At 68.7% G+C, this 16,454-nt stretch carries 17 protein-coding genes; 5 read left to right on the forward strand and 12 right to left on the reverse strand.

The window, feature by feature from the left end; translation table 11 throughout:
• Positions 1-112 precede the first annotated feature (112 nt).
• Complete coding sequence (locus tag AC0VYP_RS16550) at positions 113-1,285, reverse strand: sensor histidine kinase (protein WP_475470585.1); 1,173 nt, start codon at positions 1,283-1,285, stop codon at positions 113-115.
• A 52-nt stretch (positions 1,286-1,337) separates the two neighbouring features.
• Positions 1,338-1,940: a molybdopterin-dependent oxidoreductase gene (locus tag AC0VYP_RS16555; protein WP_475470587.1), complete on the reverse strand. Its 603-nt coding sequence runs from the start codon at positions 1,938-1,940 to the stop codon at positions 1,338-1,340.
• Between the two features lie 288 nt (positions 1,941-2,228).
• On the opposite strand from AC0VYP_RS16555, the gene aroF reads away from it, so the two are divergent.
• Positions 2,229-3,269 carry a 3-deoxy-7-phosphoheptulonate synthase gene (gene aroF, locus AC0VYP_RS16560; RefSeq protein ID WP_475470589.1) on the forward strand — a complete coding sequence of 347 codons (1,041 nt, stop codon included), beginning with the start codon at positions 2,229-2,231 and terminating at the stop codon, positions 3,267-3,269.
• 54 nt (positions 3,270-3,323) lie between these two features.
• Here the strand turns inward: aroF and thiI are convergent, their stop codons facing one another.
• Together thiI and AC0VYP_RS16570 are read right to left on the reverse strand one after the other, a co-directional pair.
• On the reverse strand, positions 3,324-4,586 hold the full coding sequence (thiI, locus tag AC0VYP_RS16565) for a tRNA uracil 4-sulfurtransferase ThiI (RefSeq protein WP_475470591.1): 1,263 nt from the start codon (positions 4,584-4,586) through the stop codon (positions 3,324-3,326).
• Between the two features lie 195 nt (positions 4,587-4,781).
• The gene (locus tag AC0VYP_RS16570; RefSeq protein WP_285756926.1) at positions 4,782-5,807 is read right to left on the reverse strand and encodes a 6-phosphofructokinase; all 1,026 of its coding nucleotides are present in this window, start codon (positions 5,805-5,807) and stop codon (positions 4,782-4,784) included.
• A 271-nt stretch (positions 5,808-6,078) separates the two neighbouring features.
• Here AC0VYP_RS16570 and glpK point away from each other — a divergent pair, with 271 nt between their 5' ends.
• Entirely contained in the window at positions 6,079-7,557 is a 1,479-nt protein-coding gene (gene glpK / locus AC0VYP_RS16575) for a glycerol kinase GlpK (RefSeq protein ID WP_285756927.1), read from the forward strand.
• Positions 7,558-7,594: 37 nt separating this feature from the next.
• Here the strand turns inward: glpK and AC0VYP_RS16580 are convergent, their stop codons facing one another.
• From AC0VYP_RS16580 to AC0VYP_RS16590, 3 genes are read right to left on the reverse strand one after another with little or no spacing between them, the layout of a single operon-like run.
• Positions 7,595-8,254 (reverse strand): response regulator, encoded by a 660-nt coding sequence (locus AC0VYP_RS16580; RefSeq protein WP_285756928.1) that lies wholly within the window; start codon positions 8,252-8,254, stop codon positions 7,595-7,597.
• Between the two features lie 25 nt (positions 8,255-8,279).
• On the reverse strand, positions 8,280-9,431 hold the full coding sequence (gene macS / locus AC0VYP_RS16585; protein ID WP_475470594.1) for a MacS family sensor histidine kinase: 1,152 nt from the start codon (positions 9,429-9,431) through the stop codon (positions 8,280-8,282).
• 4 nt (positions 9,432-9,435) lie between these two features.
• Positions 9,436-10,254 (reverse strand): lysophospholipid acyltransferase family protein, encoded by an 819-nt coding sequence (locus AC0VYP_RS16590; protein ID WP_475470595.1) that lies wholly within the window; start codon positions 10,252-10,254, stop codon positions 9,436-9,438.
• A gap of 276 nt (positions 10,255-10,530) precedes the next feature.
• Between AC0VYP_RS16590 and AC0VYP_RS16595 the strand changes: the two genes are divergently transcribed.
• The gene (locus tag AC0VYP_RS16595; RefSeq protein WP_475470597.1) at positions 10,531-11,298 is read left to right on the forward strand and encodes an alpha/beta hydrolase; all 768 of its coding nucleotides are present in this window, start codon (positions 10,531-10,533) and stop codon (positions 11,296-11,298) included.
• Positions 11,295-12,110 (forward strand): hypothetical protein, encoded by an 816-nt coding sequence (locus AC0VYP_RS16600; protein ID WP_475470598.1) that lies wholly within the window; start codon positions 11,295-11,297, stop codon positions 12,108-12,110. Before AC0VYP_RS16595 ends, AC0VYP_RS16600 begins: the two co-directional genes overlap by 4 nt.
• Before the next feature lie 18 nt (positions 12,111-12,128).
• On the opposite strand, the gene AC0VYP_RS16605 is transcribed toward AC0VYP_RS16600, so the two are convergent.
• Together AC0VYP_RS16605 and AC0VYP_RS16610 are read right to left on the reverse strand one after the other, a co-directional pair.
• The gene (locus AC0VYP_RS16605; RefSeq protein ID WP_475470600.1) at positions 12,129-12,818 is read right to left on the reverse strand and encodes an endonuclease/exonuclease/phosphatase family protein; all 690 of its coding nucleotides are present in this window, start codon (positions 12,816-12,818) and stop codon (positions 12,129-12,131) included.
• Between the two features lie 38 nt (positions 12,819-12,856).
• On the reverse strand, positions 12,857-13,291 hold the full coding sequence (locus AC0VYP_RS16610; protein ID WP_475470601.1) for a VOC family protein: 435 nt from the start codon (positions 13,289-13,291) through the stop codon (positions 12,857-12,859).
• Positions 13,292-13,391: 100 nt separating this feature from the next.
• Here AC0VYP_RS16610 and AC0VYP_RS16615 point away from each other — a divergent pair, with 100 nt between their 5' ends.
• Entirely contained in the window at positions 13,392-13,991 is a 600-nt protein-coding gene (locus AC0VYP_RS16615) for a TetR/AcrR family transcriptional regulator (RefSeq protein ID WP_475470603.1), read from the forward strand.
• A gap of 33 nt (positions 13,992-14,024) precedes the next feature.
• Here the strand turns inward: AC0VYP_RS16615 and AC0VYP_RS16620 are convergent, their stop codons facing one another.
• From AC0VYP_RS16620 to AC0VYP_RS16630, 3 genes are all read right to left on the reverse strand, one after another.
• Complete coding sequence (locus AC0VYP_RS16620; protein WP_475470604.1) at positions 14,025-14,975, reverse strand: ROK family glucokinase; 951 nt, start codon at positions 14,973-14,975, stop codon at positions 14,025-14,027.
• A 291-nt stretch (positions 14,976-15,266) separates the two neighbouring features.
• Entirely contained in the window at positions 15,267-15,659 is a 393-nt protein-coding gene (locus tag AC0VYP_RS16625; RefSeq protein ID WP_475470606.1) for a hypothetical protein, read from the reverse strand.
• A gap of 110 nt (positions 15,660-15,769) precedes the next feature.
• Entirely contained in the window at positions 15,770-16,207 is a 438-nt protein-coding gene (locus AC0VYP_RS16630; RefSeq protein ID WP_285756938.1) for an SRPBCC family protein, read from the reverse strand.
• Positions 16,208-16,454: the final 247 nt, after the last annotated feature.

The raw sequence follows: 16,454 nt of genomic DNA on the forward strand, positions 1-16,454 counted from the left end.
GTTCGGGGTGATGCGAAGGGAACGGAGGGCGATATGGCTGGATCGGGGCTGAGCAGCGCACCCAGCCCATTGTGAAGGCGGCATCGACCGCACTTCGCCGCCGAATCGAGCCTCAGCGACCGGGAGTCAGCCGAAACTTCGGGATGCGCAGGCTCACCCGGGTGCCCGCGCCGGGAGCCGTCTCGACCACCAGCCCGTAGGCGTCGCCGAACATGGTGCGCAATCGTTCGTTGACGTTGGCCAGGCCGATCCCCGCGGAGGCGCCCGCCTCTCCTGCCAGGATCGCTCGAGCCCGTTCGGGATCCATGCCGACTCCGTCGTCCTCGATGCTGATGTGCGCCTCGGCTCCGGCGTCACGGGCGATGACACTGACGTGGCTCAGGCCGGGGCGGCCCTCCATCCCGTGCCGGATGGCGTTCTCCACCAGTGGTTGCAGGCTCAGGAAAGGAACCTGGACGGCCAACACGTCCGGGGCGACCTGCACGCTGAGGCGCAGCCGGGAGCCGAACCGGGCCCGTTCCAGAGCCAGATAGCGGTCGATGGAGCGCAGTTCCTCCTGCAATGTGGTGAGGTTGCGCGATCCGCGGAACGAATAGCGGGCGAAATCGGCGAAGTCGAGGAGGAGTGCGCGCGCCCGGGTGGGGTCGGTGCGCACGAAGGAGGCGATGGTGGTCAGGCAGTTGTAGACGAAGTGCGGGGAGATCTGCAGCCGCAGCGCCTTGAGCTCGGCGTCGGCCAGTCGGGCGCGCGAATGGTCCAGATCGGCGAGCTCCAGTTGTCCGGAGATCCAGCTGGCCACCTCGGCGGTGGCCCGGACCAGGACCGGTGACGCCTGTGCGTCGAAGGCGAGAAGCGCGCCGACCGGGCGGTCGTCGACAACGACCGGGGCCGCCACAACCACACGCAACGGGCAGGCCGGGTCGGCGCAGTGGAGCCGGTCGTCGGTGTGCAACCGGGCTCCGGTGATCGCCGGAATCGCCAGACTCGGACAGTCCTGCCGGTGGACGGCCCCCACCCCGTGCCAGGCGAGGGTGTGGGTGGTGTCGATGAGTGCCACTGCCGGGCTCCCCAGCAGCGCGTGGACGTGCCGGATCGCACGGGTGGCGGACTCGCGGTGCAGCCCCTGACGCAGCGCGGGTGCGGCCAGGGAGGCAGTGTGCAGGGTCGAGCACGTGGCGTCGGCGGCCAGCGCCCGCCGGCTCCGGTTGACCGCACGGGATCTCCGGATCAGTTCACCGGCGCACACCACGGCGATCAGGGAGGCGACGGCCGCGACGTAGACCATAGGCACAAGCTAGAGGGTTGACCGCCCCGACGAAAAACGATCGGCTCGCGGCTCAGCTCAGCGGTGGCCCCTCCCCCGGCTCTTCCTGGTAGGAGAACCGCTGTTCGGACCAGGGGTCGGCGCGGTTGTGGTAACCGCGCTCCTCCCAGAAACCGCGCCGGTCGGCGGTCAGGTACTCGATCGCGCGGACCCACTTCACGCTCTTCCAGCCGTAGAGGTGCGGCACCACCAAGCGGACCGGGTACCCGCGCTCGGCCGAGATCCGCTCGACACCGTGGTGGGTGGCCAGCAGCACGTCGGAGCGCAGGAAGTCGTCCATTCGCAGATTGGCGCTGTAGCCGTACTCGGCCCAGACCATGACGTGCGTGGCGGCGTCGGCCGGTGGGGCCAGCTCCACCATCAGCGCACTGGAAACTCCTGACCAGGCATTATTCGGAATTGTGAACTTGGTCACGCAGTGAAAGTCCGCAACTACCTCGACCCTGGGGAGTTCGTCGAAGGCCGACCAGTCCCAGCGGTGGGTGGTCGCGGAGTCGGTCGCCCCGTAGACGCAGAGGTCCCATCGCTGCTGGCGGAACTTGGGCACCGGCCCGTAGTGCAGGGCAGGAAATTCGCGCGGGACGTACTGCCCCGGCGGCAGTCGCTGCTCAGACAATCGATCTCCTCGTGATGAGGTGTCCGGGACATACTGCCAGTCCCGGCGGAGGACCCCAAAAACCCGAGGGTAGGAAGCACCGGCGGGGAATGCGCTATAGTCACAGCCATGCAGCGAAACTTCTGGCGCTTTTATGGCTACCGGCCCACGGGATCGGTCGCCCTACTAGCGCTACGCTGACAGGACGACTTCAAAAGCCCCGGGCCGACGGCCCGGGGCTTTTTTGTCTGTCCGGACACCTTCCACTTCAGCCAGCCAGTCTTCATCGCCCGGCAAAGGACAACGTTCATGGTCATCGTGATGGCTCCCGAAGCAACCTCCGACAACATCGACTCGATCGTGGAGCTGGTCGCCACCGCGGGCGGCGCAGCGTACGTCACCAGAGGGGTGAGTCGGACGATCATCGGGCTGGTCGGCGACATCGAGCAGTTCGAGACGCTCGGTATCGCGGCGATGGCCGGGGTCGGCGACGTACTGCGCATCTCCGTGCCCTACAAGCTGGTCAGCCGGGAAAACCACGGGAGCCGGACCGTGGTGAGCGTGGCCGGTGTCCCCATCGGGGGCGACACCATGACGCTGATCGCCGGGCCGTGCGCCGTGGAGACCCCTGAGCAGACCCTGGCGGCAGCCATGATGGCCAAGAGCGCGGGGGCCTCGTTGCTGCGCGGCGGCGCCTACAAGCCCCGCAGCTCCCCGTACGCCTTCCAGGGCCTCGGCGAAGCAGGATTGCAGATCCTGGCCGATGTGCGCGAGGAGACCGGGCTGCCGATCGTGACCGAGGTCGTGGACGCCCACGACGTGGAACTCGTCGCCTCCTACGCCGACATGCTCCAGATCGGTACCCGCAACATGCAGAACTTCGCGCTGCTCCAGGCCGCCGGCGAAGCGGGCAAGCCCGTGATGCTCAAGCGGGGAATGAGCTCCACCATCGAGGAGTGGCTGATGGCGGCGGAGTACATCGCCCAGCGCGGCAACCTCGACATCGTCCTGTGCGAGCGGGGAATCCGTACCTTCGAGAAGGCCACCCGCAACACCCTGGACATCAGCGCGGTCCCGGTCGCACAGAACCTGTCCCACCTGCCGGTGATCGTGGACCCCTCCCACTCGGGTGGCAAGCGCGACCTCGTCCTGCCGCTGTCACGGGCGGCGATCGCGGTCGGGGCCGACGGAATCATCGTCAACGTGCACCCGCACCCCGAGACGGCACTGTGCGACGGCCCGCAGGCACTGGTGGGCGCCGACCTGGAGGCACTGGCTGCCATGGTCGCGACCCTGCCGGCAGCGGTGGGGCGTCCCCTGACGCCCGCACGCGTACCCGCCGGGGTGTGAACGCCGACGGCTGAACGGCGGGCGAGACGCCGAACCGTCTCGCTCGCCCGCTGCTTACCCGGTCTCTTCGCTGCCGAAGTAGCTGGGCCGGTGCAGCTGCACCGTTGAGGCCAGGTGCTCGGCCAGCTCCGCCGCGTCCAGACGCTTCTCGATCTGGCGCAGGTCCTCGATCTTGGCTGCGGTCTCCACCTGCCGCGGGGTCAGCATGGTGCAGCAGTCCTCGTCGGGCAGTTCGGAGATGGCGAGGGTGCCGATCTTACGGGCCTGGTCCATGATCTCGGTCTTGTCCATTCCGATCAACGGACGCAGGATCGGCAGGTTGACGGAGTCGTCCAGGGCCGTGATGTTGGTCAGGGTCTGGCTGGACACCTGTCCGAGCGCGTCCCCGGTGACCAGGGCCGCGCCGCCGAGGGTATCGGCCAGCGCCTCCGCGGTCTTGAGCATGAGGCGCCGCTGGGCGACGATCTGCAGACGCTCCACTCCGGAATTCTTGATCTGCTGCTGCGCCTTGCCGAAGGGGATGACGTAGAGCCGCGAGTTGCCCTGGAAGCGGTCGAGCTGGCGGACCAGGCTGTAGGCCTTGTAGATGGACTCGGGTCCGGTGAAGGGCATACCGGAGAAGTGCAGGAAGTCCACGCGCAGACCGCGCCGGATCATCCGGTGCGCGGCGACAGGTGAATCGATACCGCCCGACATCAGCACGAGCGCCCGCCCGCTCATTCCGGCGGGCAGTCCGCCCTGGCCGGGCATTCCGTCGGTGAAGACGAACACCTCGTCCTTGTCCACCTCGACGAACAGGGTGTTGTCGGGCTTCTTGAGCCGAACGGTCAGATGCGGGTGCGCCTCCCTGACCGCGGAGCCCAGGTGGGTGGCGATCTCGAAGGAGGACAACGGGAAGCGCTTGTCGCGGCGACGGGCACGCACGGCGAAGGTACCGGTGCGCTCGGCCATTGCCCGCAGGCTCACCGCGGTGACCGCGTCAACGTCCTTGGGCACGCGGCGCACCAGGTGCACCCACACGATGCCCATGACATTGCACATGCGCTCGCCCAGCTCCGCGACCTCAAGGTCGGAGGCACCGGGCATGCGCAGCATGATGACGCCCTTGCGCTGGGATATCTTCATCTCGCCCAGGCCCTTGGCCGCGGTGCGAATGTTGTTCTGCAGACGCCGCTCGAAGAGGTGTCGGTTGCTGCCCTTGAGCACGATCTCGCCGAGCTTCATCAGCACGCACAGCTCGCCGAGACCGTCCGGGCCCGTCTCGACTGCGACGTCCGCACTGGTGTGGGGGGCCGCGGAATCGAGCGACGCGGACATGACGGTACCTCCGGGGTCTGGTGGAACGAGGGGGCGGTCTCACACGGGGGCCGCTTGCATCCAGTATCGATCACCGGCGCAACCGTTTTGTCCGCCCCTCCCGTGTGTCAACCGCAACAGGTCCCGTCGTCCCGGGGACAGGCGTCCGGGCCCCGTCGCAGCTGGCGGCGGGGCCCGGACAAAGGCAGGCGGGGTCTATCCGAAGAAGACCTCGGCCTCCTCGTACCGCTCGACCGGAACGGTCTTGAGGACATCGGTGGCCGCGGCCAGGTCCACGCGAACGATGTCGGTGCCCTGGAGCCCGACCATCTTGCCGAAGTCCTTGTCGTTGACCGCGGCGATGGCGTTGGCGCCGAGACGGGTGGCGAGCACCCGGTCGAAGGCCGTGGGGGTTCCGCCGCGCTGGACGTGCCCCAGGACGACCGAGCGGGCCTCCTTGCCGGTGCGCGACTCGATCTCCTCTGCGAGACGCTGGCCGATCCCGCCCAGACGGACGTGGCCGAAGGAGTCCATCTCGCCGGTGCTGAGCTCCATCTGCCCGTCCTTGGGGTGGGCCCCCTCGGCCACGACGATGATCGGCGCGTAGTTGGTCTTGAACCGGCTCTCGACGTGTGCGACGACCTCGTCGATGTCGAACGGACGCTCGGGGATGAGGATGACGTTGGCTCCGGCGGCCATGCCGGAGTGCAGCGCGATCCAGCCCGCGTGGCGGCCCATGACCTCCACGATCAGAGCCCGGTGGTGCGACTCGGCGGTGGTGTGCAGCCGGTCGATGGCCTCCATCGAGATGTTGACCGCGGTGTCGAAACCGAAGGTGTAATCGGTGGCGTTGAGGTCGTTGTCGATGGTCTTGGGGACACCGACGACCTTGACGTCACGATCGTAGAGCTGGCGCGCGACACCGAGGGTGTCCTCGCCGCCGATCGCGATCAGGGCGTCCACGCCGAGGCCGGCGAGGTTGTCCTTGACCCGCTCGACGCCGCCGTCGATCTTCATGAGGTTGGTGCGCGAGGAACCGAGGATGGTTCCGCCGCGCGGCAGGATCCCGCGGACAGCTGAGATGTCCAGCGGCATCGTGTCGCCTTCGAGAGGACCACGCCAGCCGTCGCGGAAGCCGACGAACTCGTAGCCGTAGTCCTTGATGCCCTTGCGGACCACCGCGCGGATGACCGCGTTCAGTCCCGGGCAGTCCCCGCCACCGGTCAGCACCCCGACTCGCATGTGCGTGTACTCCTTGACTCGTCAGAAACCCTTGCGCCATCGATGGTGCCCGTGTGCGGCACCTGTCCATGGACTTTCGACCTCGCGGCTCGCCCTCGTCAGCAGAACGGCGTCGCCGTGACCGACATCACGAAAACGATGACACCCAGAGTTGAAAAACAATCACCAGGGGTAGGTCCCTGCGGTGAACACGCACCGCGGGACCGCGCTCTCGCGACCACGCCCATCACATGGTCTAGACCATATCGCCCTAGGTACTGGAGGCCAACCCATGGCGGTACTCACGATCGACGCCGGAACAACCGGGGTCACCGCGCTCATGGTCAGCGAAGACGGCCGGGTGCTGTCGCGCGGCTACCAGGAGTTCGCCCAGCATTATCCCGACTCCGGCTGGGTGGAGCACATCCCCGAGGAAATCTGGCAGGCGACCCTCGGAGCCTGCCAGAGCGCCGTTGACTCCGCCGGGGAACGGCCCAGCTGCCTGGGGATCACCAACCAGCGTGAGACGGCAGTGCTGTGGAACCGCAACCGTGCCACCGCGCCGCGCCGCGCCATCGTGTGGCAGGACCGGCGCACCGCGGGCATCTGCACCGAACTGCGCGACGCCGGTCACGAGCCGCGCGTCACCGAGCTCACCGGCCTGCGTCTGGACCCCTATTTCACCGCGACGAAACTGACCTGGATCGCCCGCAACGACCCGCGCGCCTGGCAGGGGGTGGAGTCCGGCGACGTGGTGGTGGGCACCGTGGATTCCTACGTCATCGCCCGCCTGACCGGCGGCAGCAGACACGTCACCGACGCCTCCAACGCCTCGCGCACCCTGCTCTACGACATCAGCACCGGTGCCTGGTCACCGGAGCTGTGCGAACTGTTCGGCGTTCCGATCCAGGCATTGCCCGAGGTCGTCCCCTCCTACGGAACCGTGGGCGAGACCGATCCGGATTCGTTCTTGGGGCTGCGCATCCCCATCGCGGGAATCGCCGGCGACCAGCAGGCCGCGATGTTCGGACAGAACTGCTACCAGCCGGGAACATCGAAATGCACGTACGGAACCGGGTCGTTCGTTCTGGTCAACACCGGAAAAGAACCGGTGGCGCCCGAGCAGGGGCTGCTGTCGACTGTGCTGTGGCAGCACCCCGACGGCACCCGCGACTACGCGCTCGAGGGATCCATCTTCGTGACGGGCGCCGCGGTGCAGTGGCTGCGCGACGGCCTCGGGCTCATCGACAAGGCGTCGCAGTCGGAAGGTCTGGCACGCAGCGTCACCGACTCGGGGGGCGTGGTGTTCGTGCCGGCGCTCACCGGTCTGGGGGCTCCCGACTGGGACCCCCACGCGCGCGGCGCGATCTTCGGCATCACCCGCGGTACGACGCGGGCCCACCTGGTGCGCGCCACACTCGACGCGATCGCCTTCGAGGTGCGCGACGTGGTGGCCGCCATGGCCGACTCCTCCGGGACAGAGCTCGCCGAACTGCGGGTGGACGGCGGCGCGTCGTCCAACAACCTGCTCTGCCAACTCCAGGCCGACCAGCTCGGGGTCGCGGTGGCGCGCCCGCGCATCCAGGAGACCACCGCCCTGGGCGCGGCGTTCCTGGCCGGGCTGGGGACCGGGGTGTGGTCCTCGACCGAGGAGCTGATGCAGACCTGGCAACTGGACCACCGCTTCGAGCCCGGTGCGCGCGACGACGCCGCACACCGACGCTGGCGGGTGGCCGTCGAGCGCTCCAAGGGCTGGACCGAGCTGACCTGATCCGCTCGCCCGGCCCTCGACGGTCGGGGAGGCGTCCCTACTCGTCGAGTCCCTGGTCGATGGCGTAGCGCACGAGCTCCACACGGTTGTGCAGTTGCAGCTTGTTGAGCGTGTTCTGCACGTGGTTCTGCACGGTGCGGTGGGACAGGGTGAGCCGGGAGGCGATCTGCTTGTAGGTCAGCCCCTTCGCGACCAGGCGCAGGACCTCGGTCTCACGACCGGTCAGCCGGGGGGTGTCGGGATCGTCAACGGGTGCGGGGGCGGCTGCCAGGCGCCGGTACTCCCCCAGCACCAGCCCGGCGAGCCCGGGCGTGAACACCGCGTCGCCGTGGTGGGCCCGGGTGACGGCGTCGATCAGCTCGTCCTTGCTCGCCGACTTCACCAGGTACCCGGTGGCGCCGGCCTTGACCGCGTCCAGCACGTCCTGCTGCTCACCGCTGGCCGACAGGATGAGGATGCGCGGCGGATCGGACTGTGCCAGCAGTTGCTGGGTGACCTTGACCCCCGACATGTCGGGGAGTTGCAGGTCGACCACGGCGACGGTGGCCCGCGTCGCGGGGGCGATGCGCACCGCTTTGGCGCCGTCGCCGGCGGTGGCCACCACCTCCAGGCCGGCCTCGGTGAGGTCCCGGGCAACCGCGTCGCGCCACATCGGGTGGTCGTCCACCACCATGACTCGGATCTGGGCGTCGTGCATGGGCTGACTCTAACCCGCCGCGCGGTCAGCGCGGCACCCGAAGCTCGATCTCCACGCCCTCCTGGGGAGCAGTCGTGACCGTGGCCTCTCCCCCGAGGTCGCGAATCCTGCCGCGGATGGACTGGGAGAGTCCCAGCCTGCCGTCGGCCTCGGCCTCGGCGACCCGTTCGGCAGCCATCCCGGGGCCGTCGTCGCGCACGGTGACCACCACCGTGTCCCCTTCGTCCTCGACCAATACCCAGACCCTGGTGCCAGGGGGGCAATGACGGTTGACGTTGGCCAGTGCTGCGCGTACCGCGGCGTCGATCTCCGCTGCGCCGGCTGCGGGCAGCGGAACCTCGGTGGCCGGGGTGGAGACCGTGACCAGGGTCGCGGAGTGGATGCTGAGCAACGCCCCGAGGTCGGCGGTGGTCGTGGTGGACGAAGTCTGCCGGTGCTCCGCCCCGACCAGGGCTCTCAGTGCGGCCTCCTGCTCGCCGGCGAGGCGTCCCAGGTCGGCCGCCTCGCCGCCGAGTTCGGTCCCGCGCCGCTGCACCATCGCCAGGACCTGGAGCACGGAGTCGTGGATGGTGCGGGCCAGTCGCTCGCGCTCACGGGTGCGGGCCTCCAGCTCGACGGCCTGGGCGAAGCGGTGTTCGGCCTCGGCGGCGATGTGGGCCATGTAGCCGACCGCGTAGCCGGCGAGGAGCAGCAGGACCATCCCGCTGATGACCGCGGCGGTGATCTCGCCGCGCAGGATCGTGTCGCACACCCCGTAGCCCAGTGCTGCGGCAACGGCCCACCGCCGGCCGCCCATGACCGCGGCTGCCAGCGGCGCTGCCCCGAACCAGGTGGCGGTGAGCGGGGGCGCGACCGCCAGGTAGTCCTCCCCCGCCACGATGCCGGTGCTGAGCATGCACGCGAAGGTGATCACGAGGTCGGCGGCGACCAGCCCCCAGGACCTGCGCGCGGGCTCGGCGTAGGCATAGGTGGCGAAGACCGTCCACACACCCATGCCGACGATGACCAGCCACGCCCCCACCGGGTGGGACAGCGTCTTGGAATACTGCATGACCAGTGCCGCGGCATAGACGACCGAGGCGATCCGAAACACCGCGATCCCCCGCCACAGGGGCACCTCGAAACCGTACGCGCGTTTCTCGGCTGTCTGCGGGGGGATCGTGCCGGCCGGGTCCATCAGGTCACTCGGCGTTCTTGGCCTCGGCCTTCGCGGCCTTCTTCTCGGCCTTGCGCCTGACGCGCTCGGCCTTCTTCGCCGTGCGCTCGGCTCGGCGGCGGTCCTTCTCGGAGGCGCTCTGCTCCTTGCGCTCCTCCTTGGCCGCGGCCTCGATCTCCGACTTGACCGACTGGGCGTACCGGTTGACGTACTCCTGGCCGGAGAGTTCCATGAGGGCGTACATGATCTCGTCGGTGATGGCGCGCAGGACCCGCGGGTCCTTTTCCATGCCCTGGTACCGCGAGAAGTCCAACGGCTTGCCGAACTTGACCTTGGGGCGGATACCGAGCTTGGGCAGGGTGCGCCCCGGCGGCATGATCTTGTTGACGTTGATCATCGCCATCGGCACGACCGGGGCGTTGCCCTCAAGGGCCAACCGGGCCACACCCGTGCGGCCGCGATAGAGCTTTCCGTCGGGAGAGCGGGTCCCCTCCGGATAGATCCCCAGGAGTTTGCCCTGCTTGAGCACGCGCAGCCCGGTGCGCAACGCACCCTCGCTGGCCTTGCCGCCGGAGCGGTCGATGGGGATCTGCCCGACCCCGGTGAAGAACATCCGGCTGAGGAACCCCTTGACTCCCTTGCCCGTGAAGTACTCCGCCTTCGCGAGGAAGGTGATCTTGCGGGGCAGGGGAAGCGGACCGAAGAAATGGTCGGAAAAGGACAGGTGATTGCTCACCATGATCGCCGGACCGTGTCGCGGAACGTTCTCGACACCGTAGGCGCGCGGCTGCCACAACACCGCGAGTACCGGGCCGAGAATCGCCTTGACCACCCAGTAGAACACCGCTCACCCCCGCACGTGCGGGGAGCGTTCGACCTGATTGGTCACGTTCACCTTCCCGCTGCCACGAATAATCGCCGCCATCCTCCCATCACTTGCGCACTACTACCAATGCCGGCCCGGGTTACTGCGGGGTAGCAACGGGGGATCTGCGCGCCACGCGATGGTGCACGGGGGTACCGGCCTTCAGAGCGCTCGACTAGTTTCATAGTTCCCTGCGCGGGCCTCGTCGGCCCCGCGCGCTCCAGCCGACCACGATCCCCAGGGAGCACCCGAGTTATGTCGTTACTGCCAGGCGCCGAACCGTTTCGGCACAGGGGCGGGCGCGTCGGCGTCGTACTGTGCCACGGGTTCACCGGTAGCCCGCAGTCGATGCGTCCGTGGGCCGACCGGCTGGTCACGGCCGGCTGCACAGTGGACCTGCCTCTGCTGCCCGGGCACGGTACGAACTGGCGGGACATGCGTTCCACCACCTCTGACGACTGGTTGGCGGCGGCGGACGAGGCGTTCGCGCGGGTGCGCGCCGAGTGCGACGACGTCTTCACCATGGGCCTGTCCATGGGGGGGTGTCTGGCACTGCGCCTGGCCCAACTCCACGAGAACGACATCCGCGGGGTCGTGGTGGTGAACCCGTCCATCGCGGTGGAGGAACCGCTGCTGCACATCGGCCACGCGGTGAAGTTCCTGGTGCCTTCGGTCAAGGGGCTGACCAACGACATCAAGAGGCCCGGGATGAGCGAAACGGGCTACGACCGGGTCCCCACGGCCGCGGCGGCGACCCTCCCCCGATTGTGGCGGGCGACCCGGAACGGCCTCCCGACGATGACGGCCCCGATCTTGGCCTACAGAAGTCCGCAGGATCACGTCATCGGTCCCCAAAGTCTGCGTATCCTCACAAGTAAGGCGGTCGCGTCCGCGGTTACCGTCCGCTCGCTCGACGACAGCTACCACGTCGCCACCCTGGACAACGACGCGGACGCGATCTTCGACGGCAGCCTCGCCTTCGTACGCGAACACAGCAGGCGCGGGGAAGGACTTCACGCATGACGGATCGTCGCGGCAACGGACTACTCGCCGACACCTACGTTCCGTTGATCCTGCTCCCCCCGACACTCGCCGACACCATGCTGTCGGCGTTGGGGCGAGCAGGTATCGCGGCCTATGCCACCCCGCTGGACAACGACGTACTGGAACCGAGCGAGGCCCCGGGCGACGAGCCGCCCACCGACCACCTCTACGTGGACGCCAACGAACGTCGCGCCGCCGAGGAGGTCCTGCGAACGGAGCTCCCCGACCTGGAGGAGCGGCAGGACCCGGCCGGCCCCGCAGTGGTGGACGTGGCCCCCGACGAGGACAAGCGGCAGCCGTCCCCGGACGCGTCTGCGGCCACTGGCGACGACGCGGTGTGGGAGGACCTGGTCTCCAGGTTCTACGAGTCCGCCACACCGGAGCGGGCCTGGCCGGACGCCGAGAACGTCAGCACGGACCCGCCTTCTGCACCGGACTCCGAGGACACCGACGGGAACGACGACGTCGGAACGACCTCGCTCCTGTCCGACCCGCAGCGCCTTGGCAGCACCGAGCGTCGCCGCCCTACGGGGCCCGACGACGGCGACCATTTCGTGCCCCCTCCTCCGCCCCCGTTTCCCCGTGGCGACCTCACCAGCCGGTTGGCCTGGGCCGGCCTGATCGGCGGCCCCGCCGCACTGCTGGTGGCCACCCTCATCGGGATGTCGATCCAGGGCTGGCAGGTCCTGGCGATCCTGGCGGCATTCGTCGCGGGGTTCGTGGTGCTGCTGATCAGGATGGGCGACCAACCGCCCAGCGACTCCGGCCCCGACGACGGCGCGGTGATCTGAACACCGCAGCCGTACAGGTCAGTACGACAGCAGGAGTTCGGCCAGGAGCGGACGGTGGTCGGTGGCGGCCACCAGATCGGCACGGGAGGGCTCCTCGGGGACCCCGGCCCCCACGACACCGAAGCGGGGATCGGCGAGGACCGCGTCGATCCGGGTGCGTGGCCGCCGGGCGGTGAAGGTGAACAGTTCGCCAGCCGGTGCCAATTCGGCCGTGTCGGTGAACGCGCGGGTGAGCAACCGCCAGGTCGGCCCTCCGGGAAGTTCGTTGACGTCGGCGGCCAGGACGACGGGGGCCTGGTGGCGGGCGAGCAGCGCGAGCAGTTCCTTGGCGTGCTGAAGCCGTGCCCGCGGGTCCAGGTCGAGATGGGTGACCGCCACCAGGGCCTCGTGGCCCTGGTGGTTCAGCACGACCAGGGACAGCGCCCGCAGGTGCAGGCCGCGATAGCGGCGTAACCGGTGGTGGTGGCTGAGCAGGACCGAGATCTCGGGGCGCACCAGGATCGCCAGTCCTCCCGGGCGCCTGTTCACCGCGAGACGCAGTCCGCAGCGGCTTGCGAGGAGCCGGCGTTTGCGGCGCCACCCCAGCAGGCGCGGCGCTTCCTGGAGGCAGACCACGTCGGGACGGCACGCTTTGACCACCCGTGCGACAGCCGCAGGGTCGTCACGCAGTGAACGGACGTTGTAGGAGAGTACGCGCAGGGTCGCCACGGGGCCCAAATACCCGGTCCGGCGGGAACGACACCGGATCAGCCCTGCTCGCTCCCCTCGGCGCCGACGTAGCTCCGGACGAACTCCGCCGACGGTGCGATCGGGGTGATGACGTCGATGAGGACCCCGTTGGGGTCGGCGACGATGAAGTGCCGCTGGCCGAAGTCCTCGCTGCGCAAGGCGAGTTCGGGCACCAGCCCCGCCCGGAGCACGAGCCGCTCGTATTCGGCGTCCACGTCGGCGACCTCGAAGTTGAGGAGGAGGCCCTGCACCGAGACGCGCCCTCTCGCGGGCAGCGTCTCATGGCGGTGGTCGAGCAGGGCGAGCTCGTAGCCCGGCTCCCCGGGCAGCCTGAGGCTGACATACCAGTCCGTCTCGAACACGATCTCGAACCCGAAGTGCTCGGCGTAGAAATCTCTGGACCGGGTGACCTGGTCCGTACAGATCACCGGATAGAAGCTCGACAGACGCATCGTCCCGACTCCGATCAAATAAAAACCTACCGAAGGTATGTGTTGGTATCGTAGATACGTACTCGCGGTATGTCAACGGACGGATGATGGGGTGCGGTGGATGTCAAACCGTCGGAGCAACGTCGAGCGCAGCAGGCAGACCAGGCACCGACTCCTGACGGAGGGGCGTCAACTGTTCGCCGACAACGGCTACGCCGCCGTCGGGCTCACCGAGGTCACCGATGGCACAGGGCTGACCAAGGGAGCCCTCTACCACCACTTCGACGGCAAGGCCGGACTGTTTCGTGCCGTGGTCGCGCAGGTGCAAGACGAGGTGGGCCAGCGGGTGGCCGCCGCCTCCGAGGCCGAAACCGATCCATGGCTGCGATTCACGGCCGGCTGCCGGGCCTTCCTCGAAGCGGGCTGCGACCCCGAGGTGCGCCAGATCATGCTGGTGGACGGCCCGGCCGTACTGGGGTGGTCCGAATGGCGCGACATGGACGACGCCTCATCGGCTCGCCACCTCGCAGACGCGCTGTCGGGGTTGATCGGCGCCGGGGTGATCACCCCGCAACCGGTCGCCCCCCTGGTCCACCTTCTTTCAGGCGCCATGAACGAGGCGGCCCTGTGGCTCGCCGGCTCCGCGACACCGGACGACGACCTCTCCGCGACCGTGGCCGCGTTGTCACAGCTGCTGGGCGCCCTGCGCACCGCACCTTGAACGGGTCCCGACAGCGGTATCGCAAAACGGCCCTCAGAGGCGAACCAGGTCTCCGGCTCCGGCGATGCCGGCCTCGGAACCGAGTTCGGCCACCCGGATGTCGGCGAGGGTGCGCACGACGCGACCGGTGACGTGGCGGGCGAACGACTCGCGGACCGGGCCGATGAGGATGTCGCCGGCGTCGGAGACACCGCCACCGATGACGAAGCGCTCGGGGTCGAGGATCGCCGCCATGTCGGCCAGCCCTTGTCCCACCCAGTCGCCGACGACGCGGAAGCACTCCAGGGCGGCGGGGTCTCCTGCGAGGGCGGCCTCGGTTATGGCCTGGCCCTGGATGCGCTCGGGGTCGCCCTCAGCCGACTTGAGCAGCCGCTCGGCCCGCAGCGGTGCCGTCTTGGCCAGGTCCTGGGCCTCTGCGACGAGTGCTCGCCCGCTGGCGTACTGCTCCCAGCAGCCGCGGTTGCCACAACCACAACGACGACCGTCGGCGACGATCCGGTAGTGCCCGATCTCGGCCCCGATCCCGTATCGTCCGCGGAACAACTGGTGGTCGATGATCACCCCACCACCGATTCCGGTACCGAGGGTCACGCAGACCACATGGCCGACACCGCGCCCCGCGCCGAAGCGCGCCTCTCCCCAGGCCGCGGCGTTGGCGTCGTTCTCGATGACGATCGGGAGGTTGACACGACGCTGGATACGCTCCCTGAGCGGTTCTCCGCGCCAGGCAAGGTTGGGGGCGAAGACGACGGTGGAGCGGGTCTCGTTGACGAAGCCCGCCATTCCCACTCCCACCCCCTCGATCTGCCCCTGCGGGTAGTGGGCGAGCAGTTCCTCGATGGCGTCGCAGACGACGTCGGCGATGGCGTCGCTGCTGATGGAAGGGGTGGGGTACTTGACCTTCTCCAGGATCCGACCGTCCGGGTCAACAACGCCGGCGGCCACCTTCGTGCCGCCGATGTCCACGCCGATCGTCAACCGCATGGACGGCTCCTTTTCACGTTGCATGCCCGACCCGCGTTCGCGCGCCGCCAGGGGCGAATCAATTGGAGTAAACCATTGGACTATACCGGTGGCCCCTCCGATGGCGTTCGGGTGGCCTGCGCACGGCCCGCAACGGAGCCGGACGACCGCCGCGCCCGTCTGCCCCTATGGGGGTACGGCAACCGTGACCCACCCCATAATGGGCGAAATCGCCATGGTTGAAAAGACTGGGACACCGCACAGGCCCCGCAGCCGGAGACTGCGGGGCCTGCGGGTCGAGTCGGCTCCGGATCAGTCGCGCGGTTTGAGAGGGGTCACGTTGTCAGGTGTCTCCTCGTCCGATCGCCGGGCCGCGTTTTCCTGGAAGGAGCGCTCCACAGCCGACAGGGTGCGCCCGAAGGCGCCGAACATCAGCGTTCCGGCCTGCCCGAGATGGCGGCCGACCTCCGGCAGGGTCGTACGTGCGATACCGACCACCTGGTCGAGCAGCGGTTGCGGGGCGGCGGGCTCCTCCTTGACCGCCTCCTCCCACACGTCGCCCTTGTGCGGTGGTGGAGAGGCGATGCTGGAGACCCCCTTGCGTACGCCCGCGATGATGAGCTTGCGCTGGAGCGCGTTGACCAGCCGGAGGGCGTCGTCGATGATGTCCGAGGAATTCCCGGAATCAGGAGTGGGCTGAGCCATGGGTCACCTGCCTGTTCGTGGTCTCTGCTGTCACGTTAACCGGCCGTGGCCGCCAGGAGTTCCGCCCTCCTGCGAAACCAGGGGAATCCCCGATACGGCCTCAGGGCGGTTCACCCCCGTTCGACCCGCCGCCGCAGCCCCTTGAGCGCGGTGTCCACGATCTGGCGCTCGCCACGGCGCCGCATGATGCCGGGAACCGGTACGCGCAGGGCGATCGACAGTTCGTAGGTGACGTCGGTGGCCGACGGTGACTGCTCGGCCAACGTGTAGGAACCGGTCATGGCCGACAGCGCGCTGCCCGCCTCCACCAGTTCCCACCTGACTCCGAGCCCGTCCCAGGAGTACCCGAGGGTGTAGGTGTCCTTGACCAGTCCGGCGTCGATGGTGAAACGCACCCGCGCGGGGCGCCCGTCGGCCCCGTGCTCCACGACGTCGGCGGCCTTGATGCCGTCGGCCCAGTCGGGATAGGACGCGAAGTCCGCGATCACGCCGAGGATGTCGGCCGGAGGCGCACTGATCGTGACGGCGGAACTGGTGTGGTCGCTCATCGGCGGTTTTCCTCACTGGAGGTCGGGGTGGATGCGCCCCACCTTCGCTCACGAGGGCGGCGGTCACAACACGCGCCCCGCGGAATCGGCCCGAGACCCACCTCCTCCGCCGAACCAGGAGGACAAAGGCCACAAAACCTCTCTGATCCGTGCATACTTGGCCTTCTCCGGCCTCGGGTACCGCAGTGATTCCCGATCGAACGGGTATCGCGCGGCAGGGGTCGCGTGACCAGCCCTCAAGCGGGGA

It is taken from the genome of Nocardiopsis sp. iso_186, from assembly GCF_056173365.1.